General features: G+C 34.7%; 24 protein-coding genes. 12 read left to right on the top strand and 12 right to left on the bottom strand.

Annotation, left to right across the window (positions count from 1 at the left end; genetic code table 11):
• Positions 1–33: 33 nt before the first annotated feature.
• Positions 34–873: a hypothetical protein gene (locus ACKVOD_RS10615; RefSeq protein WP_409209441.1), complete on the bottom strand. Its 840-nt coding sequence runs from the start codon at positions 871–873 to the stop codon at positions 34–36.
• A 141-nt stretch (positions 874–1,014) separates the two neighbouring features.
• On the opposite strand from ACKVOD_RS10615, the gene gcvP reads away from it, so the two are divergent.
• From gcvP to ACKVOD_RS10580, 7 genes are all read left to right on the top strand, one after another.
• Positions 1,015–3,864, top strand: coding sequence for an aminomethyl-transferring glycine dehydrogenase (gene gcvP / locus ACKVOD_RS10610; protein WP_409209440.1), 2,850 nt, complete (start codon positions 1,015–1,017; stop codon positions 3,862–3,864).
• A gap of 279 nt (positions 3,865–4,143) precedes the next feature.
• Positions 4,144–4,317, top strand: a complete 174-nt coding sequence (locus ACKVOD_RS10605; RefSeq protein WP_409209439.1) for a hypothetical protein — start codon at positions 4,144–4,146, stop codon at positions 4,315–4,317.
• 116 nt (positions 4,318–4,433) lie between these two features.
• Positions 4,434–5,492: a 3-oxoacyl-ACP synthase III family protein gene (locus ACKVOD_RS10600; protein WP_409209438.1), complete on the top strand. Its 1,059-nt coding sequence runs from the start codon at positions 4,434–4,436 to the stop codon at positions 5,490–5,492.
• 117 nt (positions 5,493–5,609) lie between these two features.
• Positions 5,610–6,131, top strand: coding sequence for a methyltransferase (locus ACKVOD_RS10595; protein WP_409209437.1), 522 nt, complete (start codon positions 5,610–5,612; stop codon positions 6,129–6,131).
• 56 nt (positions 6,132–6,187) lie between these two features.
• Positions 6,188–7,054 (top strand): glycosyltransferase, encoded by an 867-nt coding sequence (locus ACKVOD_RS10590; RefSeq protein ID WP_409209436.1) that lies wholly within the window; start codon positions 6,188–6,190, stop codon positions 7,052–7,054.
• A 98-nt stretch (positions 7,055–7,152) separates the two neighbouring features.
• On the top strand, positions 7,153–7,899 hold the full coding sequence (locus ACKVOD_RS10585; RefSeq protein ID WP_409209435.1) for an MlaE family ABC transporter permease: 747 nt from the start codon (positions 7,153–7,155) through the stop codon (positions 7,897–7,899).
• On the top strand, positions 7,896–8,657 hold the full coding sequence (locus tag ACKVOD_RS10580; RefSeq protein ID WP_409209434.1) for an ABC transporter ATP-binding protein: 762 nt from the start codon (positions 7,896–7,898) through the stop codon (positions 8,655–8,657). Before ACKVOD_RS10585 ends, ACKVOD_RS10580 begins: the two co-directional genes overlap by 4 nt.
• A 35-nt stretch (positions 8,658–8,692) precedes the next feature.
• On the opposite strand, the gene ACKVOD_RS10575 is transcribed toward ACKVOD_RS10580, so the two are convergent.
• The 9 genes from ACKVOD_RS10575 to ACKVOD_RS10535 all read right to left on the bottom strand — a co-directional run bounded on the left by ACKVOD_RS10575 (position 8,693) and on the right by ACKVOD_RS10535 (position 16,972).
• On the bottom strand, positions 8,693–9,754 hold the full coding sequence (locus tag ACKVOD_RS10575; protein ID WP_409209433.1) for a mannose-1-phosphate guanylyltransferase: 1,062 nt from the start codon (positions 9,752–9,754) through the stop codon (positions 8,693–8,695).
• 125 nt (positions 9,755–9,879) lie between these two features.
• Positions 9,880–10,482: a SprT-like domain-containing protein gene (locus tag ACKVOD_RS10570; RefSeq protein WP_409209432.1), complete on the bottom strand. Its 603-nt coding sequence runs from the start codon at positions 10,480–10,482 to the stop codon at positions 9,880–9,882.
• On the bottom strand, positions 10,479–11,315 hold the full coding sequence (locus ACKVOD_RS10565) for a Bro-N domain-containing protein (RefSeq protein ID WP_409209431.1): 837 nt from the start codon (positions 11,313–11,315) through the stop codon (positions 10,479–10,481). Before ACKVOD_RS10565 ends, ACKVOD_RS10570 begins: the two co-directional genes overlap by 4 nt.
• A gap of 30 nt (positions 11,316–11,345) precedes the next feature.
• On the bottom strand, positions 11,346–12,023 hold the full coding sequence (locus tag ACKVOD_RS10560; protein WP_409209430.1) for an SDR family NAD(P)-dependent oxidoreductase: 678 nt from the start codon (positions 12,021–12,023) through the stop codon (positions 11,346–11,348).
• Between the two features lie 702 nt (positions 12,024–12,725).
• A complete protein-coding gene (locus ACKVOD_RS10555) occupies positions 12,726–13,574 on the bottom strand; it encodes an NAD(P)H-hydrate dehydratase (RefSeq protein WP_409209429.1) in 849 nt (282 codons plus the stop codon).
• A gap of 50 nt (positions 13,575–13,624) precedes the next feature.
• On the bottom strand, positions 13,625–14,002 hold the full coding sequence (locus tag ACKVOD_RS10550) for a VOC family protein (RefSeq protein ID WP_409209428.1): 378 nt from the start codon (positions 14,000–14,002) through the stop codon (positions 13,625–13,627).
• A gap of 53 nt (positions 14,003–14,055) precedes the next feature.
• Positions 14,056–14,550 carry a Crp/Fnr family transcriptional regulator gene (locus ACKVOD_RS10545; protein WP_409209446.1) on the bottom strand — a complete coding sequence of 165 codons (495 nt, stop codon included), beginning with the start codon at positions 14,548–14,550 and terminating at the stop codon, positions 14,056–14,058.
• Positions 14,551–14,956: 406 nt separating this feature from the next.
• A complete protein-coding gene (locus ACKVOD_RS10540; protein ID WP_409209427.1) occupies positions 14,957–15,814 on the bottom strand; it encodes an alpha/beta hydrolase in 858 nt (285 codons plus the stop codon).
• Between the two features lie 18 nt (positions 15,815–15,832).
• Positions 15,833–16,972 carry an acyl-CoA dehydrogenase family protein gene (locus ACKVOD_RS10535; protein ID WP_409209426.1) on the bottom strand — a complete coding sequence of 380 codons (1,140 nt, stop codon included), beginning with the start codon at positions 16,970–16,972 and terminating at the stop codon, positions 15,833–15,835.
• Between the two features lie 93 nt (positions 16,973–17,065).
• Here ACKVOD_RS10535 and ACKVOD_RS10530 point away from each other — a divergent pair, with 93 nt between their 5' ends.
• The 4 genes from ACKVOD_RS10530 to bglX all read left to right on the top strand — a co-directional run bounded on the left by ACKVOD_RS10530 (position 17,066) and on the right by bglX (position 22,732).
• Entirely contained in the window at positions 17,066–18,139 is a 1,074-nt protein-coding gene (locus tag ACKVOD_RS10530; RefSeq protein WP_409209425.1) for an anhydro-N-acetylmuramic acid kinase, read from the top strand.
• Positions 18,136–19,296 carry a Na+/H+ antiporter NhaA gene (gene nhaA / locus ACKVOD_RS10525; RefSeq protein ID WP_409209424.1) on the top strand — a complete coding sequence of 387 codons (1,161 nt, stop codon included), beginning with the start codon at positions 18,136–18,138 and terminating at the stop codon, positions 19,294–19,296. Before ACKVOD_RS10530 ends, nhaA begins: the two co-directional genes overlap by 4 nt.
• 213 nt (positions 19,297–19,509) lie before the next feature.
• Entirely contained in the window at positions 19,510–20,400 is an 891-nt protein-coding gene (locus ACKVOD_RS10520; RefSeq protein WP_409209423.1) for an energy transducer TonB, read from the top strand.
• 1 nt (position 20,401) lies between these two features.
• Complete coding sequence (gene bglX, locus ACKVOD_RS10515) at positions 20,402–22,732, top strand: beta-glucosidase BglX (RefSeq protein ID WP_409209422.1); 2,331 nt, start codon at positions 20,402–20,404, stop codon at positions 22,730–22,732.
• Positions 22,733–22,801: 69 nt separating this feature from the next.
• On the opposite strand, the gene ACKVOD_RS10510 is transcribed toward bglX, so the two are convergent.
• Positions 22,802–23,197 carry an ExbD/TolR family protein gene (locus ACKVOD_RS10510; protein WP_409209421.1) on the bottom strand — a complete coding sequence of 132 codons (396 nt, stop codon included), beginning with the start codon at positions 23,195–23,197 and terminating at the stop codon, positions 22,802–22,804.
• Between the two features lie 6 nt (positions 23,198–23,203).
• Positions 23,204–23,896, bottom strand: a complete 693-nt coding sequence (locus ACKVOD_RS10505) for a MotA/TolQ/ExbB proton channel family protein (RefSeq protein ID WP_409209420.1) — start codon at positions 23,894–23,896, stop codon at positions 23,204–23,206.
• Between the two features lie 124 nt (positions 23,897–24,020).
• Between ACKVOD_RS10505 and ACKVOD_RS10500 the strand changes: the two genes are divergently transcribed.
• Positions 24,021–25,241 carry a bifunctional folylpolyglutamate synthase/dihydrofolate synthase gene (locus tag ACKVOD_RS10500; RefSeq protein WP_409209419.1) on the top strand — a complete coding sequence of 407 codons (1,221 nt, stop codon included), beginning with the start codon at positions 24,021–24,023 and terminating at the stop codon, positions 25,239–25,241.
• Positions 25,242–25,265: the final 24 nt, after the last annotated feature.

Here is a 25,265-nt window from a genome sequence, read left to right as displayed (position 1 = left end):
CTGATTTTGTATGTTTTTCAGTGAATACATTCACTAAATATGATATTTTTGAAAGTAAATAGTAATTAGCCACCATAAAATCGGGACACTCTCCACCCAAAAAGAAGTGTAATATTTAGAACGTTTTTCATTGGCGAAAGCCAAAAAAAGAACAATGGCAATGGCAATACCAATTTCAAAAATCAATGGTAGTAATTGAAAGTTATCATTGTAATTGCTGTTTAAAAACGCTAATCCGCAAAAAATTGTCAATAAAATATATCCCAGATTTTTAGTTCGCTTCACTCCTATTTGCTGCGGAACAGTTTGCAAACGAGGATCGTCATTGGATAAATCAATAATTTCAAAAATCAAAACAAGTACAAAAATTAGAATAAACCTTTGAATTCCATAATAATAAACATGTAAATCAAGTGGGAAATTAGCATTCAAAAGAGGTAAAAAAACCGTCACTCCTAACCAACATAAAGCCACAATATAAATCTTAACACCCGCCCAATTTCTAGCATTTTTTTTGTTTGGAAAAAACGGAAGTGTATATAATAAAGTCAGAAATAGTATTAAAATCGAAACAAATTGAGTCATTCGTTCTAATTGAAAAAAACAAAAACCAACAGCAATAAATGAGGCAACACTCAAAATTAAAATTGCTTTAAGCTCCTTTCGCATTTGTGCTTTTTTGATTCTAGCCAAAACATCATATTTCACGAAATTATAACCTACAATAGTGCCAAAAAAGGCAAAAAAAGAAACAGCCTTACTTTCTGAAATATGGAAACTTAAAAAGGTAATTTGAACGAACGAAAAACAAGAAAAAGCCACGTGAATACTCGCGTCAATATAAAAATCTATTATTTTTTTTAAAATTTTCATTTTACAAAAATAACCAACACTGTTAACAACTAACGATTTTAGTTGAAAGATTCATTAAAATGAACAGTTTGAACAACTATTTTTTATGATTATAATCCATAAATTTGCACTTTTAAAAAATTACTTCTTTTTTACCGATACATGAGAACAGATGCTTTTGCTTTAAGACATATTGGACCTAGAGAAAACGAAATTCAACATATGTTGAAAACCGTTGGTGTTGAATCTATCGATCAGTTGCTTTATGAAACTTTTCCTGATAACATTCGGCTAAAAGAACCTTTAGTTTTAGATCCTCCCATGACAGAATATGAGTATCTTAATCATATTTCGCAATTAGGATCAAAGAACAAAATGTTTCAATCCTACATAGGTTTGGGATACAACCAAGCTATTGTTCCGGCGGTAATTCAAAGAAATATTCTCGAAAATCCGGGATGGTATACCGCTTATACACCCTATCAAGCTGAAATTGCTCAAGGTCGTTTAGAAGCCATTTTAAATTTCCAAACTATGGTTATCGAATTAACCGGAATGGAAATTGCCAATGCTTCACTTCTTGACGAAGGTACGGCTGCCGCAGAAGCGATGGCTTTATTATTTGATGTTCGTTCCCGTGATCAAAAAAAGAATAATGTTTGTAAATTTTTCGTTTCAGAGGAAATTTTACCTCAAACGGTATCGGTTTTACAAACTCGTTCTACTCCCATTGGTGTGGAATTAGTAGTTGGAAATCATGAAAATTTTGATTTTTCAACTGAATTTTTCGGAGCCATACTCCAGTATCCTGGTAAATTTGGGCAAGTTTTTGACTATAGCAATTTTATAGCAAAAGCAACTGCAAATGAAATAAAAGTTGCCGTAGCTGCTGATATTTTGAGTCTTGCACTACTTAAACCTCCCGGAGAAATGGGAGCTGCAGTAGTCGTTGGAACAACACAACGCTTTGGAATTCCATTAGGCTATGGCGGGCCTCATGCCGCTTATTTTGCGTCCAAAGATGAGTATAAACGAAGCATGCCTGGAAGAATTATTGGGGTAACAGTAGATACTGATGGTAATCGAGCTTTGCGCATGGCTTTACAAACTCGTGAACAACATATCAAACGGGATAAAGCAACATCAAATATTTGTACTGCTCAAGTATTGTTGTCGGTTATGGCTGGTATGTATGCCGTATATCATGGACCAAAAGGCTTACAATATATTGCAAATAAAGTGCATGCTTTGGCTGCTACACTTGCGAATGAATTAGAAAAATTGGGGATTCAACAAATTAACACTGCTTTTTTTGACACTATTATTGTCAAAACAGACGCCAAAAAAATTCGCTTAATTGCCGAAGAAAGCCAAATCAATTTCTACTATATTGACGAAAATACAGTTTCTATTTCATTGAATGAAACTAACAATATTGCTGATATAAATAAAATTCTATCTGTTTTTGCAAATGCAAACAACAAACAGGCAAACTCAATTAAAAAACTGACTGAAACTAACCATTTTCCAGTTAATTTAGAAAGAAAATCCAGCTTTTTAAAACACGAAGTGTTTAATAAATTCCATTCAGAAACTGCTTTGATGCGTTACATCAAGATACTGGAACGAAAAGACTTAGCTTTAAATCATTCTATGATTGCGTTGGGTTCTTGTACCATGAAATTGAATGCAGCAGCCGAAATGTTACCATTAAGCAACCCACTTTGGAACAATATTCATCCGTTTGCGCCATTAGATCAAGCTCAAGGATATCAGGAAATGTTATCTAAACTTGAACAACAATTAAATGTAATTACAGGTTTTGCAGGGACTACGTTACAGCCCAATTCTGGTGCGCAAGGAGAATATGCAGGACTTATGGTTATTCGGGCTTATCATCAATCAAGCGGGGATCATCACCGAAACATTGCTTTAATACCATCTTCGGCACATGGAACGAATCCTGCATCGGCAGCCATGGCGGGAATGCAAGTCGTGGTAACCAAAACATTAGAAAACGGAAATATTGATGTTGAAGATTTAAGAGAAAAAGCAATTTTACACGCAGCAAATTTATCTTGTTTGATGGTAACTTATCCATCCACTCATGGTGTTTTTGAGAGTACCATCATAGAAATCACACAAATCATTCACGATAACGGAGGTCAGGTTTATATGGATGGCGCCAACATGAACGCTCAAGTAGGATTAACCAATCCAGCTACCATTGGCGCAGATGTTTGTCATTTAAACTTACATAAAACATTCGCTATCCCTCACGGCGGCGGAGGGCCAGGTGTTGGTCCTATTTGTGTTGCGCCACAATTAGTGCCTTTTTTACCAACAAATCCCGTTATTCCAACAGGAGGTGAACAGTCCATAACAGCAATTTCGGCTGCTCCTTGGGGTTCGGCTTTGGCATGCTTAATATCGTATGGTTACATTTCGATGTTAGGAGCTGAAGGTGTTACCGAAGCAACAAAAATTGCGATTTTAAATGCCAATTACATCAAGGAAAAGCTAAATGGTCATTATGACACTTTGTATTCTGGCGAAATGGGTCGAGCCGCTCACGAAATGATTTTAGAATGTCGCCCATTCAAGGAACGCGGCATCGAAGTTACTGATATTGCCAAACGATTGATGGATTATGGTTTTCATGCGCCAACGGTTTCATTCCCTGTGGCAGGAACCTTGATGATTGAGCCTACCGAAAGTGAAAATCTAGAAGAATTAGACCGTTTTTGTGATGCTATGATTTCGATTCGAAAAGAAATTGAGGCTGCAACACTTGAAGATAAAAATAATATCTTGAAGAATGCTCCACACACTTTAGCGATGCTCACTGCCGATATTTGGAATTTTCCATACACCAGAGAACAAGCTGCTTTCCCACTAGACTATATAGCGGAAAACAAATTTTGGCCAAGTGTTCGTAGAGCCGATGACGCTTTTGGAGACCGTAATTTAGTGTGTACTTGTGCACCAATTGAGGCGTATATGGAAAGTTAATTGTGAAATACATATTCCAAATTTAACCAGTTGCTCTTCGGTAAAACCTTTATAAGACAATGGTAACTAATTTAAAATGAACGACATTCAAAACCAAGACGATTTATACCTATTAGTAGACGAATTTTACAAAAACTTTTAACCGACAATTCTATTAGCTATATTTTTACAGATGTCGTTAATATAAAAATTGAAGAACACTTACAAATTCTTGTAGCTTTTTGGTCCCAAACCATACTCGGAACTGGAGGTTACACTAATAACTTAACCGATATTCATTTGAATATTAATAAAGTAGAGCCTCTAAATCCTGAATTGTTCAAAATTTGGCTCCATCATTTTTTTACTACTGTTGACGAAAATTTTGTTGGAAAAAATGCTGAAAAAATAAAAACACAAGCTTTGAGCATTGCAACAATTATGCAAATTAAAATAGCTCAAAAACCTTTTTAAAAACAAAAAAGTATCCGAAAATTGATATTTTTTTAAATTGTATGCATGCCTATTAAATTTTATTGCTACATTTATTTTTCAAGTATAAAATAATCTAGCTCTTCAATAGAAAACGAATGAAAATAAAAATATCAGGTGTAGGAAGTTATATTCCAGAACTATCTGTTGACAATACAGACTTTAGTAAACATGTTTTTTTGAATGACAATGGAACACCTTTTGGTCATACAAATGAGGTTGTAATAGGTAAATTTAAGACTATAACTGGAATTGAAAAAAGGCGTTATGCCGATCCAGACCAAAACACTTCTGATTTAGCCTTTTTAGCCTCTCAAAAAGCAATCGAAAACGCAGGTATTGACCCAGAAACCATCGATTATATCATTTTTGCACATAATTTTGGTGATGTGAAATATGGGACAATCCAATCGGATATAATTCCGAGTTTAGCTTCTAGGGTGAAACACAAATTGCAAATAAAAAATCCAAAATGTGTGGCATACGACATCCTTTTTGGTTGCCCTGGATGGATCGAGGGGATGTTACAAGCCAATGCATTTATCAAATCAGGAATGGCAAATCGATGCTTGGTTATAGGAGCCGAAACCCTTTCGAGAGTTACAGACCCGCATGATAGAGATTCTATGATTTATTCAGACGGAGCGGGTGCAACAATTGTAGAAATGTCAGATGATGAGAGCGGATTATTATCTTATGAAAGTGCCACTTTTACTGTTGACGAAGTTGGGTATTTGTTTTATGGAAAATCATACAATCAAGACTTAGATCCTAACACTAAATACATCAAAATGTTTGGTCGTAAAATTTATGAATTTGCACTAATCGAAGTGCCTGCAGCCATGAAAAGTTGTTTAGACAAAAGCGGGTATGGGATAGATGATGTGAAAAAAATTCTTATTCACCAAGCTAATGAAAAAATGGATGAGGCCATTATTAATCGTTTTTATAAGTTGTATGAAAAACCAGTTCCTAAAGATATCATGCCCATGAGTATTCACGAGTTAGGAAATAGTAGCGTTGCAACTGTACCTACCCTTTTGGATTTATTAATTCAAGGAAAAATAGAAAATCAAGAATTACATAAAGGAGATGTTATTATATTTGCATCTGTAGGTGCAGGTATGAATATTAATGCTTTCGTCTACAAATATTAAAAAATTAAAAGCTTAAAGCTTAAGGTTTAAAGTTATCATAAATGAGAATTTTGAACCTTAATTTTTAAAATCAAATAAACTAAAGAACGAGAGATTGCCTCGTTCCTCTCAATGACAATGTACGAAAAAACGTTTCCCAATAAAAGGTTTAGATACACCTTATATTTTTTAAAAAAACACATTTCTACCTCTGAAATCATCCTTGATTTGGGTGTTCCAAATCCATTTTCTAAGATAATGTTAGAAAATAGCTATCGAGTGGTAAACACCATTGGCGAAGACATCGATGTGGATCAAACTGCCTTAAAAGTAGAAGAATATGATGTGGTTACAGCATTCGAAATTTTTGAACATTTACTAAATCCATACACTGTTTTAAATGAGATTAAATCAAAAAAATTATTGATATCCATCCCGCTACGATTGTGGTTTTCTCCTGCGTATCGCAGTAAAACCGATATGTGGGACAGGCATTACCATGAATTTGAAGATTGGCAATTAGACTGGTTATTAGAAAAAACAGGTTGGAAAATCATCGATAGAGAAAAATTTACCCATCCTGTAAAAAAAATTGGTTTTCGTCCATTGTTGCGATATTTTACGCCTAGATATTATATCGTTTATGCCGAAAGAGTTTGAAGTTTGAAGCAGGAAGTTTGAAGAAGTTAAAAAATAAAATGCGACTTTGCGAGAATATGAATTACTATATAGTCATACCTGCCTATAACGAGGAAGCATTTATTGCTTTGACATTACAATCATTAGTAGAACAAACAGTTTTGCCCAAAAAAGTAGTGGTTGTAAATGATAATTCAACAGATAAAACAGCCAAAATAGTTACAGTTTTTACCAAAGAACACTCCTTTATTTCTTTGGTAAACAAAACCTCTAGTGCGGTTCATTTGCCAGGAAGCAAAGTCATTCAAGCCTTTCATAAAGGATTTGAAACTTTGGACAATAATTACGATATCATCGTAAAACTGGATGCCGACTTGATTTTTCCTTCCAATTATTTCGAAACTATCATTAAACATTTTCAATCGGATTCGAAAGTTGGAATGGTGGGTGGATTTTGTTATATCGAAAAAAATGGTGATTGGATTCTAGAAAACCTGACCGACAAAGATCACATACGAGGCGCACTCAAAGCCTATAGAAAAGAAACTTTTAAACAAATTGGAGGTTTAAAACCCGCTATGGGTTGGGACACAGTAGACGAATTACTAGCGAAATTTTATAATTGGAAAGTGGTTACTGATTCTTCTTTAATCGTAAAGCATTTAAAACCAACAGGAGCAAATTACAACAAAGCAGCACGTTTCAAACAGGGTGAAGCTTTTTACACCCTAGGGTATGGTATTTTGATTACTGCCATTGCTTCGGCAAAATTGGCCATGATGAAAAAGAGACCTTTGCTTTTTATAGATTATTTACAAGGTTTTTGTAAAGCAAAATCAGCACAAAAACCACTGTTAGTTACCGAGGAACAAGCCTCATTCATAAGAAAATATCGCTTTAGGAAGATGAAAGAGAAATTGTTTCAAAAATTTATCCTTTTGTAAATAAAACAACGTCTATAATTTCAACAAAATAGAGTATTTTTGCATACCTATATTTGCAACTGAATACTAAGAACTGTTAACTGAATACTTAAAAAATCATGCTCATTCGCTATTTATCGCAGATAGGAAAATATTTTTTAATGTGGAAAGAAATTTTCAACAAACCTACCAAATGGTCTGTAATGAGAGGTCTTATCTTCAAGGAAATTGATGATTTAATTATTGATTCTCTTGGTATTGTGGCCTTTATTTCATTCTTTGTTGGAGGCGTTGTAGCCATACAAACCGCATTGAACTTAACCAATCCATTAATTCCAAAATATTTGATTGGTTTTGCTACAAGACAATCTGTAATATTAGAATTTGCACCCACTTTTATCTCGGTAATTATGGCCGGAAAAATGGGGTCTTTTATAACATCCAGTATTGGAACAATGAGGGTTACTGAACAAATTGATGCCTTAGAAGTCATGGGTGTTAACTCTCTTAATTATTTAGTATTTCCAAAATTAATTGCCGTCCTTTTATACCCTTTTGTTATTGGAATTAGCATGTTTCTTGGCATATTTGGTGGCTGGTTTGCAGCGGTTTATGGTGGATTTGGAACAAGTGCTGAATTTATAGGTGGTATACAACAAGAATTTATCCCGTTTCATGTCGTTTATGCCTTTATAAAAACTTTTGTTTTTGCCTTGTTACTCGCCACTATACCTTCTTTTCATGGCTATTATATGAAAGGTGGGGCTTTAGAAGTAGGTAAAGCCAGTACAGTATCTTTTGTTTGGACATCGGTTATGATTATTTTGACAAATTATATTTTAACTCAATTACTTTTAACACAATGATAGAAGTAAAAAACTTAGAAAAATCATTTAATGATAACAGTATATTAAAAGGAGTTTCTACTCTTTTTGAAACAGGTAAAACAAATCTAATTATTGGCCAGAGTGGTTCTGGAAAAACAGTGTTGTTAAAAAGTTTGTTGGGAATTCACACACCTGAAGTAGGAACAATTTCGTTTGACGGTAGAATATACTCTGAATTAACAGCAGACGAAAAGAGAGAACTTCGAACCGAAATAGGAATGGTTTTTCAAGGAGGTGCCTTGTTTGACAGCATGACCGTTGCCGAAAACGTAGGTTTTCCGCTTAAAATGTTTACTGAAAATTCTAAATCAGAAATTCAAGACCGAGTAGATTTTGTACTTAAAAGAGTGAATCTAATTGATGCTCACCATAAATTACCTTCGGAAATATCGGGTGGAATGCAAAAACGAGTTGCTATTGCTCGTGCAATAGTCAACAATCCTAAGTATTTGTTTTGTGATGAACCCAATTCAGGATTAGATCCAAATACTGCCACATTGATAGATAATCTTATTCACGAAATTACCGAAGAGTATAATATAACCACCGTAATCAATACCCACGACATGAATTCGGTGATGGAGATTGGAGATAAAATTTTATTCTTAAAAAATGGTGTAAAAGCCTGGGAAGGGACAAAAAAAGAAATTTTTATCGCTGACAACCAAGCTGTTGTCGAATTTGTATACTCTTCTAATTTATTTAAAAAAGTTAGAGAGGCTTATTTGAAGGGATAAAAAAAGTGAATATTAAAATTTCGCTTTTTTTATTTTTATTGTTTTATGAGTTGACTTACTATGCCTTTTATATCTTGTTCTTTCTTTTTAGGATATATTAATAAAACATTGTCTTTATCGACTATAATAAAATCTTCTAGTCCGTCAATTATTACTAATTTATCTTTTGAAGTACAAATTACATTACTACTAGAATTGTTCAATAAAACACTTGCATTGACCACTGCATTTTTATTTTCATCTTTATCCAATTTTTCATATAGAGCACCCCAGGTTCCTAAATCATTCCAATCGAAACTAGCAAGGAGAACATAAACATTCTGAGCATTTTCCATTATCGCATAATCGATCGCAACATTCTCGGCACTGGTATAGTTTTGTTCTATAAACTCTTTTTCAGATGGTGTATTATAACTATCCCAACCTTTCAAAAACAAAGCATTCATTTGAGGTTGAAAATTTTCAAAAGCCTCAACAATAGATGCTATATTCCAAATAAAAATTCCTCCATTCCAAAGAAAATTTCCACTTTTTAGAAATGATTCTGCTGTCTCTTGATTTGGCTTTTCTCTAAACTGACTTACTTTTTTGATTGGATTAGTATCCGTTTTATCATATTCGATATACCCAAAACCAGTATTTGGAAAAGTAGGTTGAATTCCTAGGGTCATCAAGGCGTTTTCATTGGAACAAAAATCAAAACAACGCTCTAAATCATCCGTAAATGCCTTTTCATTGTCAATAATATGATCACTTGGCGCTACAACAACAAAAGCATTTGGATTTTGTTTTTTAATTTTTAACGATGCGTAGAGTATGCAGGGCGCAGTATTTCGCAATACTGGCTCTAATACCACTTGCTCTTGTTTCACCATTGGCAATTGTTCTAAAACCAGATTATTATACTTTTCGTTAGTTAAAATCAGAATATTTTCAACGGGTATCAATTGTGATAATCTAGTAAAGGTTTTCTGAATTAAAGTTTGTCCAGAACCTAACATATCGTGAAATTGCTTAGGAAATTCGGTGGTACTTACTGGCCAAAATCGAGACCCTACTCCACCAGCCATTATAATTGCGTAATAATCTTTGTTCATTTTTTTTTATTTACCATCTTTCAATCGTCAGTGCAAATATATTTATATAAACACAATAAAATAGAAATAAATCACAGAATACCTATTACTTTCTATCAATAACGATTTCGTAAAGTCAAATGGAATTAACCTGGTATAATTTCTACCTCAGCATTAGCATTAAACAAATACAATTTTCCCGTTTTGATTTCTAAACATTCGTAACGTTTAACACGAAGTCCGTTTTTTTGAAAAATTCGTCCGTTTTTAATTCGAAACATACTGCCGCTGGGCACTTCGTGAATGAAATAAATATCTGATTTTCGTTCGTCAAATTGTTTCAAGGCAAAAGCCAAACGGGCATCGGTATCGCTACTAGCAGTGGGGTTTCTAAAATGATTGGCAACCAAGGACAAAACCGAATGTGGGAATATTTCTGGTCGAATAAAAGACAACATCAATTGCTGAAAAGTGAGTTTCCACTCCGTTCCGTGGGGTTTTATACTAGGCCCAAATTTTTCAAAAGCAGCCAGATGAGCTATTTCATGAACTAAGGTGATTAAGAATCGGTATTTGTTTAGATTAGCATTAACGGTAATCTCGTGTTTTCCACTCATCCCCATACGATAATCGCCGTGACGAGTTACCCGTTCATTAACGATTTTAAGATGCACTTGATTGGCTACAATCAATTCAAAAACTGGTTTTACAGAATGTTCTGGCAGGTATTTTGATAGGGTTTCGCTCAATTATCAATTTTCTTGTTAGATTCCAATAAAGATTTGGCGTTTAATTCTGTAACCACTTTTTTGCCTGTTTTTGCTTCGAGTTCTTTCATTGCAACTTTGGCAACATTACCGCCTTGTTTTGCCACTTTTTTATTGTCTTCAAAAGTTTTAGGATTTACTGCTTGTGATATGTCTTTGGTCGATGCTTCGGCTAGCATATTTAATATTAATTCGGTATTTGTCATATTGTCCCGAAGATTTTCTTTTTTTAACCCTTTCAAAACTTTATATTCTTTGGTCGTTTTTCCAGACCAAGATTTTGAAATAATATCTGTTAAAGTTGCAAATTGTTGTCCTTCTTTTAAACCCCTACTTTTCCATTCGTCAGTGAGTTCTTTTCTAATCTCAATACTTTTTAAACGCTGATTTATCCAGTTTTCAGAATATCCCAATTGTAGATATTGCTCTAAAGCTCTATCAATAGTGAGTTCAGGATCTTGCATTTCGTCTAATCTTTCGGATGCAATTTGTGCCAACCAAAGTTTAAATGGTTCTGCTTTTGGAGAAGGAATAGATTGAATTAATCGAAAAAGCTGTTCTGTATCAGCGACATCTGTTTTGTAAAATTTCCCGTCAGATGATTGCATTTTCAGTTGTCCGATTTTTTCGGACAACTCACTTCCTTCTTTTTTTAACTTTGACTTTAAATCGCTCCAATATTTTCTTGGCCTATCGGTTTCGGTCAAAATGGCAATCACATCAATAATAGAAATGAACCATTTTTCCTGCTCGGAATCCCAAACCGTTCTTACTTTTTTATTTTCGAATAATTGTATGGCGTCTTGTTGTTTCATCTTTGTGTGATTTGATTTTTGAAACTTTAATCAAGGATTAGTTGATGAAACCTGCAACACTTTTCCGTTGTAATATTTATTTCCAGTCAACGCAAAATCAAAAATATAATTGGCCATATCCACAGCCGAAATTGGCGCTTCATACCCCGGAAATGCTTCTTCAAGCATCTCGGTTTGAACAGCGCCAAGAGCCAAAACATTAAACGCAATTCCTTTTTCTTTGTATTCTTCGGCTAAGAGTTCCGAAAGGGTAATTACAGCTCCTTTGCTCGAACTGTAAGCAGCCAATCCCGCAAATTTAAGACTTCCCTGTATACCTCCCATCGAACTGATGGTTACTACATGACTTCCTTTTTGTAAATAAGGCAAACAAACCCGAGTTAAATTGGCAACGCCAAAAACATTGACTTTATAAATAGTTGAAAAATCAGTTTGAGTAGTTTCAGCAAAAGGTTTGAATACTAAACTTCCGGCATTGTGAATGATTATATCTACTGTTGCCCAGGATTGTGAAAGGAAATTTTTAACCTTTTTGATTTCAGATTCGTCAGACAAATCGACAGAAAGACAGCTAATATTTTGATGTTCGATAAGTGCCTGAGGCGTTTTTCTGGAAATAGCTAACACATTGTGTCCTGCATTGGCAAACTGCAAGGCTAATTCATAACCTATTCCTCGAGAAGTTCCTGTAATGATGATGTTTTTCATGTACTAAATTTATAGTCGTAAAGATACTAAAACAAAAGAATTGTTTCTTATTTCCAATACTTCTTATAAAATTTAATAGCCTGAAAAATTCCAAGTCCCACAAACACTAACGAAATAATGATTTACAGGAGTTATTGGGCTAAAAATTTAACGTTTGTAGCAAAATAATGAAGCGAAAGAATTAACACCAACATGCCACAAAAGTCCCAAAAACAGTCCCAAAAAAATAAAAATATTTTCTTGATTTGGAAACTTCGATGTAATTTCCATTCAAAAGATAGAGGTTCCAACTGGTCCAAAAAGGAATTTGAATAAAATTCAAGCCACACAATACAATTCCTAAAACAAATGGTGAGTACTGAATTTTGGCAACATAAATTGTCTCTGAGGCTTCACTTAAGTATAAAATATAGGCCAACGTAAAAATGAAAATCACCGAAAATCCTTCAATATATTTGGTTAGCTATTTATTGGATGTTAATTTATTGGCAAAAATTAGGGTGAAATAAATAACAAAAAGCTCAATAGAAATAACACCAAAAAAGTAAAAAATGTTGGCTGAAGCCCTTGTTTATTATAGATATCAAAACCAATCACATTCAAATAGCCCAACGGAATAGAACCGATGAAAATGACAAAAAATCCAACAAATATCTTTTTAAAGTTTGTCAATACTAACCCGTTGGGTGTGATTCAATTAATTTATTTCTCCAAACTCAAATACGCTTTTCCAATATTCGCGATAACATCCGAAGCGACAAAGGATTGATAACCCGTTTCGGGCAAGGCTATATCGACAGTCAATCCGTGGAGGTAAACACCCAGAATTGCGGCATCAATGGGTTCGTAAGATTGCGCCAACAAACTAGTAATCATTCCGGTTAAAACATCGCCAGTTCCAGCTGTTGCCAAAGCGGCGTTTCCGGTGGTGTTTTCATATACTATTTCACCGTCAATTATAAATGTTGGGGCGCCTTTCATCACTATGATGAGTTGATGCAACTTTGAAAAAGCGATCGTTTTTTCGAATTTCTCGGCATCTGAATTCCATTTCCCTATAAGTCGTTCTAGTTCTTTTGGGTGTGGCGTAAGAATGGTTTTATGAGGCAACAACGAAATCCATTGTTTGTTTTGGGACAAAATATTCAGCGCATCAGCATCAATAACTAAAGTCGTTTTGTCATTAGTCAGAAATTCGTGAAATGCATTTTGGGTTTCCAACTCCTGCCCTAGACCGGGTCCAATTCCGATGGCTTTGGGCACGAAATCAAATTCTATTTTCGAAATGTATTTTTCTTGAACATCGGTCAAAACCATCACTTCTGGATTGGCAGTTTGAAGGATTTCGTAACCACATCGCGGCATAAATACGGTGACCAATCCACAACCAGTTTTCAAACACGCTTTCGAGGATAAAACCATCGCTCCAATTTTGCCATAACTGCCACCAATTAACAAAGCGTGACCCTGAATGCCTTTGTGCGTTTGCGCATCAATGGGTTTGTATATTTTTAGGATTGCAGTGCGGTCTATCGGGATTGGATTTTTCATTGCATTTGTTTGTTTAAAGTTACAAATTTTCAATTGAAATGATTGAGATATTATTCAATTCTCCAAGGTGGATTTACCCTATTATCGCCTGCGAAATATAAGATGATTTGGTTATTGTCTGGGTCCTTCAGTCTTGCTTCTCGCCACAACCAAGGCTGATCGGCAGGAAGTGCTTCAAAAACAATTCCTTTTTGTTGCAATTCAGATACTTTATCTTCCAAATTATGGAGTTCAAAATAAACCCAAACGCCTTCTCCTTTTGGCAATTGTGGTACTTGATGCAGGGAAAAAGTTGTATTCCCGTCTTCACATACAAAACGGGCATAATGAGGCAAAGAACAAACGATTAATTTTAATCCCAGTTTTTCATAAAAAACTATGGCTTTTTCTACATCTAGAACAGGAACTGTTATTTGATTTAAATTCATAAATGCATAATTTTTTATGACTTGATTATGGATGTGCTTTTAGCCTGAAAGCTTTACAACTTCGTAATATCATCAATCAAAATTTCTTTTCTGGTGTAAAAAATCAGTTGTTTTTCTTCCATTTCATTGAGCAATTGGGTTGCCGTTTGGCGGGATGTCCCAATGATTTTGGCGATATCGGCTTGGGTTAAGTAGTTTTCGATAGTGACTTTATTTCCGTCTTTCTTGCCTTCTTTTTCTGCCCATTCCTTGATAAAAGTATTCAAACGGGTTTTGGCATCTTTAGACATCAAATTCGAATAATTGTTTTTGATGCGTTTCATTTTTAACCCAACAAACTTGGTGTAGGTCAATGCCAAATTAGGATATTGTAACATTAAATTCTCAAAGTCCGACATCAAGAAACTACAAATTGCCACTTCATCGGTAAGTGCTTTGGCGTATTCGTTTGAATTTCTATCGTTTTCCAATGTCAATTCGCCAAACAAATCGCCTTTTTGAATGATGTCTTTGATGGTTTCGTTGCCGTCTTCATAGACTTCAACAATTTATATATTTCCTTTTTTAAGTAAAAAAAATACGAGGCACATCAGAAGAAGAAAAGTAAATAATATCCCCTTTTTGGCTTTTTTAAACCCTGTGATGATGCACAACTGCTTAACTTGAGACATACTCAATGTCCAAAACAATTTATGATCGCGCAAATACCAATATTTCAGTTCTTCGGACATAATTCAGAATATTTGGGTAAATATACTGATTTTGGTAAAAAAATTTAATCTCTTTAGGTTTAATTTCTCGAAGCTCTGCTTCGATTTTTTGACACAGATTTCACAAATTAACACAGATTTTTCTGTGCAAATTTGTGAAATCTTTGTTTTTTTTTAATACCTCCAGGGGCTCTGCCCCGAGGTAGTTTATTTCTGTTTTGTCCGAAAAAAAAATATTAGCTATTTAATTTTCTAATAAAAATTGTATCACTTCTGTTTGTAATTTTTTGCTTTTTAAGGCGTGCCCTAAACCTTCGGTTAAAATTAATTTACTTTCTTTCCAATTTTCGTGTAGGGCAACAGAATATTGATAGGCAGTGTCTTTGTCTTCTTTGTCATGAATAATCAAACTTTTAGTAGCTAAAGATTTTGCAAATGAAACAGTAGAAAAATAATTAGGTTCCTGTTCTAATAATTCGATAAACCTGTTTTTGATAATTCGACGTGTTCGATTAGACAGTCCTAAAGTTGCTTGATAAAAATTAAAAAAATCATCAGCTTCGCCCGGAGCAGCCATAATTACAACATTTTTAATAGGGTTTTCTTTATTTTGAAAAAGCCAATAAATAGTAGCAAATCCACCGATAGAATGACTCATAATATGTTTTATATCGGTGTTTTGTTTTAAAAACAAATCCATTACTTTACTATACAAAACTACATGTAAAATTTTGCCTTCTGACAATCCGTGGGCGGGGGCGTCAAAAGCATAAACTGTGAAATCATGTGACACAAGTTGTTCAATATAGGCTTTCCAGCGAAAAGAATGACTTGCCCAACCATGTATCAAAAGGATTTTTTTAGATCCAGTTCCCCATTTATAGGTTTGTATTTTTTTAGTTTCAAAATCTAAAAGACTATCTTTTCCTGTGGCTAGAAAATCACTTTGATGCTTTTTTAACTTTGGTGACATTGGGCTACAAAACAGAACAAATCCCTTTTTTGCGACCCATTTTGGATGGGTGAATGAAGCCATATTGAAATAAGAACCTATCGATTTCTGAATAGATTTTAGCACTAACTTTTGAATAGATTTTTTCATGAAATAGGCTACAATTATTTATGAAATCAAACCGCGAGAGATTACAATTTTCTGAATTTCAGAAGTCCCTTCATATATTTGAGTAATCTTGGCATCACGCATCATGCGTTCTACATGATATTCTTTTACATAGCCATTTCCGCCGTGAATTTGAACTGCCTCGACAGCAGTATCCATCGCCACTTGTGATGCATATAGTTTTGCCATAGCGCTACTCATATCATAGTTTTTATGATTGTCTTTGTCCCATGCTGCTTTCATACAAAGATGACGGGCAGCTTCAATATTTACTGCCATATCAGCCAATTTAAAAGCAATGGCTTGATGGTTAAAAATTTCAGTCCCAAAAGATTTTCTTTGTTTCGAATATTTTAAAGCCAATTCAAACGCGCCGGAGGCAATTCCTAAAGCTTGGGAAGCAATACCGATTCTTCCCCCTGCTAAAGTTTTCATAGCGAATTTAAAACCAAAACCTTCTTCTCCTATTCTATTTTCTTTGGGTACTTTCACATCATTAAAAAGTAAAGAATGGGTGTCAGACCCTCGAATACCCATTTTTTGTTCTTTGGGCCCCACCGTGAAGCCAGGCATATCTCGCGTCATAATCAAAACATTGATTCCTTTACTCTTTTTCTCAACATCGGTTTGCGCAATCACCAAATAAAAAGAAGCCGTGTTGCCATTAGTTATCCAGTTTTTAGTGCCATTAACCAAATAATGGTCGCCCATATCGATGGCGGTAGTTTTTTGGGATGTAGCATCACTCCCAGCCTCGGGTTCGCTCAAGGCAAAAGCGCCATGAATTTCGCCTGAAGCCAAAAGCGGCAACCATTTTTGTTTTTGTTCTTCGGTTCCAAATTCTTCCAAACCCCAACAAACAAGCGAATTATTAACTGACATAATCACCGAAGCCGAAGCATCTACCTTAGAGATTTCTTCCATAGCAATAACATACGAAATGGTGTCCAAACCGCTTCCTCCGTATTTTGGATCTACCATCATACCCATAAAGCCGAGTTGTCCCATTTTTTTGACTTGCTCGGTTGGGAAAATTTGTTTTTCATCTCTTTCAATTACTCCCTCCCATAATTCGTTTTGAGCAAAATCACGTGCGGCTTGTTGAATCATCAAATGTTCTTCGGTTAGACTAAAATCCATAGCTATAGCGTATAAATGTTTATTTTATAAAAATAGTATAAAAAGAATCACAATAATATTAAAATTGTAAATTTCGGATTGTAAATTTGAACAATGAAGCAAGAGCATTATAATGTTATTGGAGTGATGTCTGGAACCTCTTTGGATGGCGTCGATTTAGCACACATACATTTTACAATCGATACTAAAAAATGGGACTTTACTATTTTAGAATGCGAAACTATTCGGTACACAAATTCCTGGATAAACAATCTAAAACTGGCTGTTAATTTTTCGGAATCGGAATTAAACAACCTGAATCAAGAATATACCAAACTCCTAGCCCAAATTATTACTGATTTTATAAAAAAAAACAAAATCGATGCTCTTGATGCGGTTTGTTCACACGGACATACTATTTTGCACCAACCCCAAAATGGGCACACCTTACAAATTGGTAATTTACCCGAAATCGCTACACTGATAAAACAAAACATTGTTTGTGATTTTCGAGTTCAAGATGTACAATTGGGCGGACAAGGCGCGCCATTGGTACCCATTGGAGATCAAATTTTGTTTTCGGAATATGATTATTGTTTGAACTTGGGTGGCTTTTCGAATATTTCTTTTGAAGAAAAAGGCAAACGTATTGCTTTTGATATTTCGCCCGTGAATACCGTTTTGAATTATTATGCCAATCAATTAGGATTTGATTATGATGACAAAGGGAAAATAGCACGTTCAGGGAAAATAAACACCAAACTAATAGAAGATCTAAATGCTTTAGACTATTATCAAAAAGCATTTCCTAAATCACTAGGTTTTGAATTTGTAAAAACTATTATTTTACCTTTAATAGAAAAATATGAAATTGCAATTGAGGATAAAAAAGCTACTTTCGTAGAACATATCGCCCAGCAAATTGCTTTTGTTTTGCCCAACAATAAAAGCAAAATACTTATTACCGGTGGCGGGGCTTATCATGACTTTTTAATAGAAAGAATACAATTTTATAAGCCCAAAATGCAAATTATAATTCCAGAAACTACCATTTTAGAATATAAAGAAGCCTTAATATTTGCGCTGCTTGGGGTTTTAAAAATACGCAACGAGATTAATGTATTAAGCAGTGTTACTGGCGCCAAAGAAGATCATTCTTCTGGGATAATTTATGAAAAAACGTTATGAAAAAAAAATGGCAAGACAGAAAATTGTCAAAATTATTCGATGAATTTTTCGAAAGCGAAAAAGCAGCTGGTTTAATTTTACTAGCCTGTACCTTAATTTCATTAGTTATAGCTAATTCTGTCTTTGGCACTACTTATCTTCATTTTTGGCACACCAATTTTGAAGGTCAATCCATCGAATACTGGATTAATGATGGGTTAATGACCCTATTCTTTTTACTCATTGGTTTAGAATTAGAAAGAGAGATGTACATTGGAGAACTATCAAATATAAAAAAATCTCTTTTACCCTTTTTTGGAGCTTTGGGCGGAATGTTAGTCCCAGCAGGTCTGTATATATATTTTAATTTTGGAACGACAACTCAATCAGGAGCTGGAATCCCAATGGCTACTGATATTGCTTTTGCATTAGGGATTTTGTCTTTATTAGGAAAAAAAGTTCCTGTTTCTCTAAAAATATTTCTAACAGCCTTAGCGGTAATTGATGACTTGGGAGCTATTTTAGTCATTGCTGTGTTTTACACCAAAACTTTACTTTGGACAAACCTTTTAATCTCATTGGGGATTTTTAGCTTTTTAGTTATTCTTAATCGATTAAAAGTTAGAAACTTAATTCCGTACTTAATCGGAGGAATTCTCATGTGGTATTTCATGCTCCATTCGGGTGTTCACGCAACAGTAACAGGTGTTTTATTAGCTTTTGCCATTCCGTTTGGAAATGGAGACGAAAAGTCAACTTCTTATATTTTACAGCATTTTTTACACAAGCCAGTAGCTTTTTTTATACTTCCCTTGTTTGCTCTCGCCAATACCGCGATTAGTTTAAACGGAGATTTAGGAGAAATTCTAACGGAGCATTATAGCATAGGAATTGCTACAGGACTCATTGTGGGTAAGCCTTTAGGGATTTTTGCGATTAGTTTACTAGCTGTTAAATTAGGGGTTTGCAAACTTCCATCTGACTTAAATTGGAAATCAATCCTTGGCGTTGGCTTTTTAGGTGGAATTGGCTTTACAATGTCTATTTTTGTAACGCTGTTAGCTTTTGAAGACGCAACCATTATCAATAACACAAAATTTGTAATTATACTATCCTCTTTAGTAGCGGGAACTATTGGTTATTTGGGATTAAAAATAAGCTTAAAAAGTAAAGTGTAAACATTTAATTTAACAACAATTTTTAGTACATTTCGACGTTTTTAGAATTAGCACAAATAAACTTTCTCGAGGCAAAGCAAGGAGTTTTTTGCATAACACTAATTACTCAAATTTTTACAATCCTAAAACCTGTGAAAATCCGTGAAATCCGTGGCAAAAAAAAACGAAGCAAAGCTTCGATAAATTAAATCTAAACAGATTAATCCATTACCAATGAGTTTTACAGATTCATCAGATCAAAAAAAATCATTATTTATTTCCACTTTATTATTTGGAACACTATTATTGATTTTATTTTTTATTCGCTTTTGGCCTCCTGCAAACTTAGAAGAATTAACTGGTGGTGGAGGTGGCGGTGGCGTTAGCATCAATTTTGGAGACAGTGATTTAGGTTCAGGAGCCAATTATAAAAGTGAGGTTTTAGACGTTCAGAATAAAGCCAAGCAAACTACAACAAAAAACACTCCCGAAGAAGCTATTTTATCCCAAGAAAACACCTCAGAAGAAAGTGTCGTGATTTCTCAAAAGGAAAAACCGCTAAACCCTAAACCAATAGTAAAAGAAGAACCAAAACCTGTTGTTGTTAAACCCAAGGTTTCTAACAATACAAACGATGCCTTATCGAGTATTTTAAAAGGCTCTAACAAAGGCGGTGATGGCGATGACAAAACAGCGGGCAACAAAGGAAAAGCAAACGGAAGTTTAGGCTCTAACGGCTATTCCGGCACTGGAGGTTCTGGTGGGGGAACAGGCGGAGGAAATGGAACTGGTAATGGCATTGGAACAGGAAGTGGTTATGGTGCTGGAACAGGCGGAGGTTCAGGAAATGGAACAGGGTATTCTTTAGGAAACAGAAAAGCGATTTCTAAACCTAAACCTAATAGTGATTGCAGCAACGAAACTGGAGTAGTAGTAGTAGAGATTACAGTCGATAAAAACGGAAATACTACAAATGCAGTTGCGGGAATAAGAGGCACTACAATTACTGCAAAATGCTTGAAAGACCAAGCTAAAATGGCTGCTATGAACACCAAATGGAGTTCCAGTGGCGATGCGCCCGAAAAGCAAGTAGGCAAGATTATCTATAATTTCAATTTGAATTAAAATGATCCTTAAACAAAAACTATTCATCGGGTTTTATACCCTATTAACTTTTGGCATTACAAACGCACAAGACAAATCCTATTTAGACAAAAATAAACCAACAGAGGAACGTATCGATTTGTTATTAAAACAAATGACTCTAGCCGAAAAAGTGGGGCAAATGAACCAATACAATGGTTTTTGGGAAGTGACAGGGCCAGCACCAAAAGGAGGCAATGCGGAACAAAAATACAATCATTTACGTAAAGGATGGGTAGGTTCTATGCTATCGGTTAGTGGCGTAAAAAAAGTAAAAGCCGTGCAGAAAATTGCAGTGGAAGAAACCCGATTAGGCATCCCGTTGATTTTTGGATTAGACGTAATTCACGGCTTCAAAACGTTGAGTCCAATTCCGCTAGCCGAAGCCGCAAGTTGGGATTTGGAAGCCATAAAAAAATCAGCGCAAATAGCTGCAGACGAAGCTTCGTCAGCAGGAATAAATTGGACATTTGGTCCCAATGTAGATATTGTAAACGATGCTCGTTGGGGTCGTATTATGGAAGGTTCTGGCGAAGATCCTTATTTAGGAAGCAAAATTGCAACAGTAAGAATTACAGGATTTCAAGGCGATACAAAATCTGATTTGTCAAAAGTAAATACGATTGCAGCCTGTGCCAAACATTTTGCAGCCTATGGTTTTGTTGAAGCTGGACGCGAATACAATACGGTAGATGTCAGTATTTCTAAATTATACAATACTGTTTTACCTCCGTTCAAAGCTGCTGCCGATGCTGGGGTTCGAACTTTTATGAACGCTTTTAACCTATTAAATGGGGTTCCTGCTACTGGAAATAACTTTTTGCAAAGAGATATTCTAAAAGGAAAATGGAAATTTGATGGTTTTGTAGTTTCAGATTGGGGTTCAATTCGTGAAATGATTAAACATGGCTATGCCTCAGACAGTAAAGATGCCACTACAAAAGCAGTTATAGCAGGTTCAGATATGGATATGGAATCCTATTTTTATGTGTCAGAATTAGCTAATTTGGTCAAATCGGGCAAAGTAAACGAAGCTTTGGTTGATGATGCGGTTCGCAGAATTTTACGCGTAAAATTTGATTTAGGTTTGTTTGATGACCCTTATAGATATTGCGATGAAAAACGCGAAAAAGCATCTCTAGGAAGTCAAGCCAACAATGAAGGCGTTTTGGAAATGGCAAAAAAATCGATTGTGCTTTTAAAAAACGCTCCCTCTCCTTCGGGGAGTTCCGATAATTCGGGAGGGGAGGCGATACTTCCTTTAAAAAAATCAGGACAAAAAATCGCTTTGATTGGTGCTTTGGCAAATGATAAAAATAGTCCGCTAGGAAGTTGGAGAGTTGCATCTGATGATAATACCGCCGTATCTGTTCTCGAAGGAATGCAACAATACAAAGACAACCTACTAACATTCGAAAAAGGAACTGATTTAACCATTGGAAAAACATCGTTTGTAGAAGAATTAGTTTTTAACACAACCGATACTAGCGGATTTGATGCTGCTAAAAAAGCTGCGGAAAGTGCCGATGTTGTAGTCATGGTATTAGGAGAACATGGTTTTCAATCTGGGGAAGCTCGCAGTAGAACCAACCTAGATTTAACAGGAAATCAACAAGAATTATTAGAAGCAGTTTTCAAAGTAAATCCCAATATTGTTTTAGTTTTGAATAACGGTAGACCACTTGCAATTCCTTGGGCTGCAAAAAACATTCCTGCAATTGTTGAAGCATGGCAATTAGGTACACAAACCGGAAATGCAGTAGCTCAAGTACTGTATGGCGATTACAATCCAAGTGGAAAATTACCGATGTCTTTTCCGAGAAACGTGGGTCAATGCCCGATTTATTATAATAATTACAGTACTGGCAGGCCCAAAAATAGCGAAAAAAATGTGTTTTGGTCACATTATAGTGATGTAGAAAACAGCCCACAATTTCCGTTTGGATTTGGGTTGAGTTATACCACATTCGAGTATAAAAATCTCAAACTAGACAAAACTAGTTTTGCAAAAGGGGAACGTATCAAGATTTCTGTCGAAGTTAGTAATACAGGAAATTATGATGGAAAAGAAGTCGTACAGTTATACATTCAAGATGAAGTAGCTAGTCTCGCTAGGCCTGTAAAAGAACTGAAAGGTTTTGAACTGATTGACTTGAAAAAAGGAGAAACTAAGACTGCTACTTTTATGCTAACCGACAAAGAATTAGGTTTCTTTGATAACGATGGAAATTATTTGGTTGAAGAGGGGACTTTCAGAATTATGGTTGGAGGGAGCTCTGACAAAGGTTTGGAGAGCAAATTTGAATTGGAATAAGTTTATCAAAATTATATAAAACAAAATGCCTCGATATTTCGAGGCATTTTGTTTTATATAATTAATTCATCACTTCGGACTAGTAGCAATCACAAATTTCAAGTTGTTCTTTACTCCTATTTGTAGCACATCGACTAAATCCTGTACTTGCAAATTAAATGGAATTCTAACAATAACAGTTTGGTCTTTTTCGGTATTCATTTTCGACATCAACGTAGTTTCTAATTCTTCGAAAGAAACGGGCTGTTTGTCGATGTAGAATTTCTTGTCTTCGGTAACGGATAAACTGATATACTGCTTGTTGGTTTTATCGTTTGATTTCGCTTTTGGCAAAGTCATTTTAATCACATTGGGATTAGCCAAAGTAGATATTATTAGAAAAAACAACAGCAAGAAAAACATAATATCACTCAATGATGAAGTGGCCACTTCGGCATGAAACCTTCTTTTTCGTTTTATGGACATTGGCTATTATTTTTGAATAATATTGACAAATTCTAGAATTTGCTTTTGAATTTTTAAGGCAAAATTATCAATCTTTCCGTTTAACAAATGATACCCACTGTAGGCAATAATACCTACCAAAAGTCCAGCACCACTGCTTATCATTTTTTCGTATAATCCGCCAGAAATATTACCAATACTAATGTTCTCAGTAACCGAAATGCTATAAAATATTTTGATAACTCCCGAAATAGTTCCAATGAAACCCAAAGTAGGTGCAATCCCAGCAATAAGTCCAAGATGCCCAAGATGTTGTTCCATTTCGCCAATTTCTATATCGGCTGCACGATCCATATTCGATTCTATTTCAGTGATTGGTCTTCCAATAACAATAATTCCTTCTTTAATAATATTTCCTGAAGCAGTGTTGCTCCTTTCGGCAATCGAACGAGCCAAATCTATATTACCAGAATTAAGGTGATCTCTCACATCTCTCATCAAAAGAGTATCAATTTTAGATGCTTTATTCACATATAAATACCGTTCAATAATGACATAAAATGTATAAAACAATAATATAGCAATCGGAATCAGGAAAAAACCACCTTTTAAAATAAATTCTAAAACAGAGATTTCGGTATGAGGAGCGATGTTTTCAATCACTGCATTGTTTGCTGCATTGGCAATAGTATCAGCTTGTAATTGTATTAAACTAAACATATAATATTATTTTACACATTAATTCTAAAAATTATTTCAATTTTGCAATCAAAGATACTTTTCGATTTAGTATTAAACTAAAAAAACTAAAAAATATTTTAATCACCACGCTTTTATTAAACAAATGAACTATCAAGAAACTATAAACTGGATATTTAATCAATTGCCCATGTATCAATTGCAAGGTGCATCGGCGTACAAAAAAGATTTAACCAATGCCTACTTACTGGTAAATCACCTCAACAATCCACAAGTAAAACTAAAATGCATTCATGTTGCTGGAACCAATGGCAAAGGGTCTACTTCGCACATGTTGGCTTCTATACTTCAGGAAGCTGGGTATAAAGTTGGTTTGTACACCTCACCGCATTTAAAGGATTTTAGAGAACGCATCAAAATTAATGGCGAAATGATTTCGGAAGAATTTGTGTTTGATTTTATTACTAAATACAAATCATTTTTTGAAGAAAACGACATGAGTTTCTTCGAAATGACCGTAGGTTTATCTTTCGAATATTTTGCCAAAGAAAAAGTTGATATTGCCATTATAGAAGTAGGAATGGGCGGAAGACTGGATGCTACGAATATAATTACACCTATTATTTCTGTGATAACCAATATTGGTTTAGATCACACCCAATTTTTAGGGAACACACTCGAAGCCATTGCAGGAGAAAAAGCGGGAATTATAAAGCCTAAAATACCCGTAGTTATTGGAGAATACACTCCTGAAACAAAATCTGTTTTTTTAACTAAAGCCATTGGAAATGAATCCGATATTTACTTTGCTTCGGAATTAATTTTCAAAACATATCCTTCGGATTTATTGGGAGATTATCAAATACACAATAAGAAAACGGTGCTTCAAACCATTGCAATTTTGAATGCTAATTCAATATTTAAAATTACAGATTCCAATATAAAAGAGGGATTGTTAAAAGTTAAAGTCAGTACGGGACTCGAAGGAAGATGGGATCAACTGGGAGAATTTCCAAAAATTATTTGCGATACAGCGCATAATAAAAACGGACTGGAAATAGTGATGAAACAAATTCAAAAAGAAAAATATGATAATTTACACATCGTTTTAGGAGTGGTAAATGACAAAGATTTAGACGAAATATTACCGTTATTCCCAATAAAAGCTCAATATTACTTCTGTAAACCCAATATTCCAAGAGGTCTTGACCAAAATGTTTTAAAAGAAAAAGCTTTTAAATTTGGACTTGTTGGCGAAGTATACAATTCAGTTTCAGAATCTTATAATCATGCTCTAAAAAAAGCGACGCCATCAGATTTTATATTTGTTGGTGGAAGTACATTTGTAGTAGCAGAAATAGTATAGTTTTTTGTTTATTTACTTGTCAAT

The sequence above is a fragment of the Flavobacterium sp. genome (assembly GCF_046155325.1).
Taxonomy (GTDB): domain Bacteria; phylum Bacteroidota; class Bacteroidia; order Flavobacteriales; family Flavobacteriaceae; genus Flavobacterium.
This window is presented reverse-complemented; position numbering and strand designations above follow the sequence as displayed.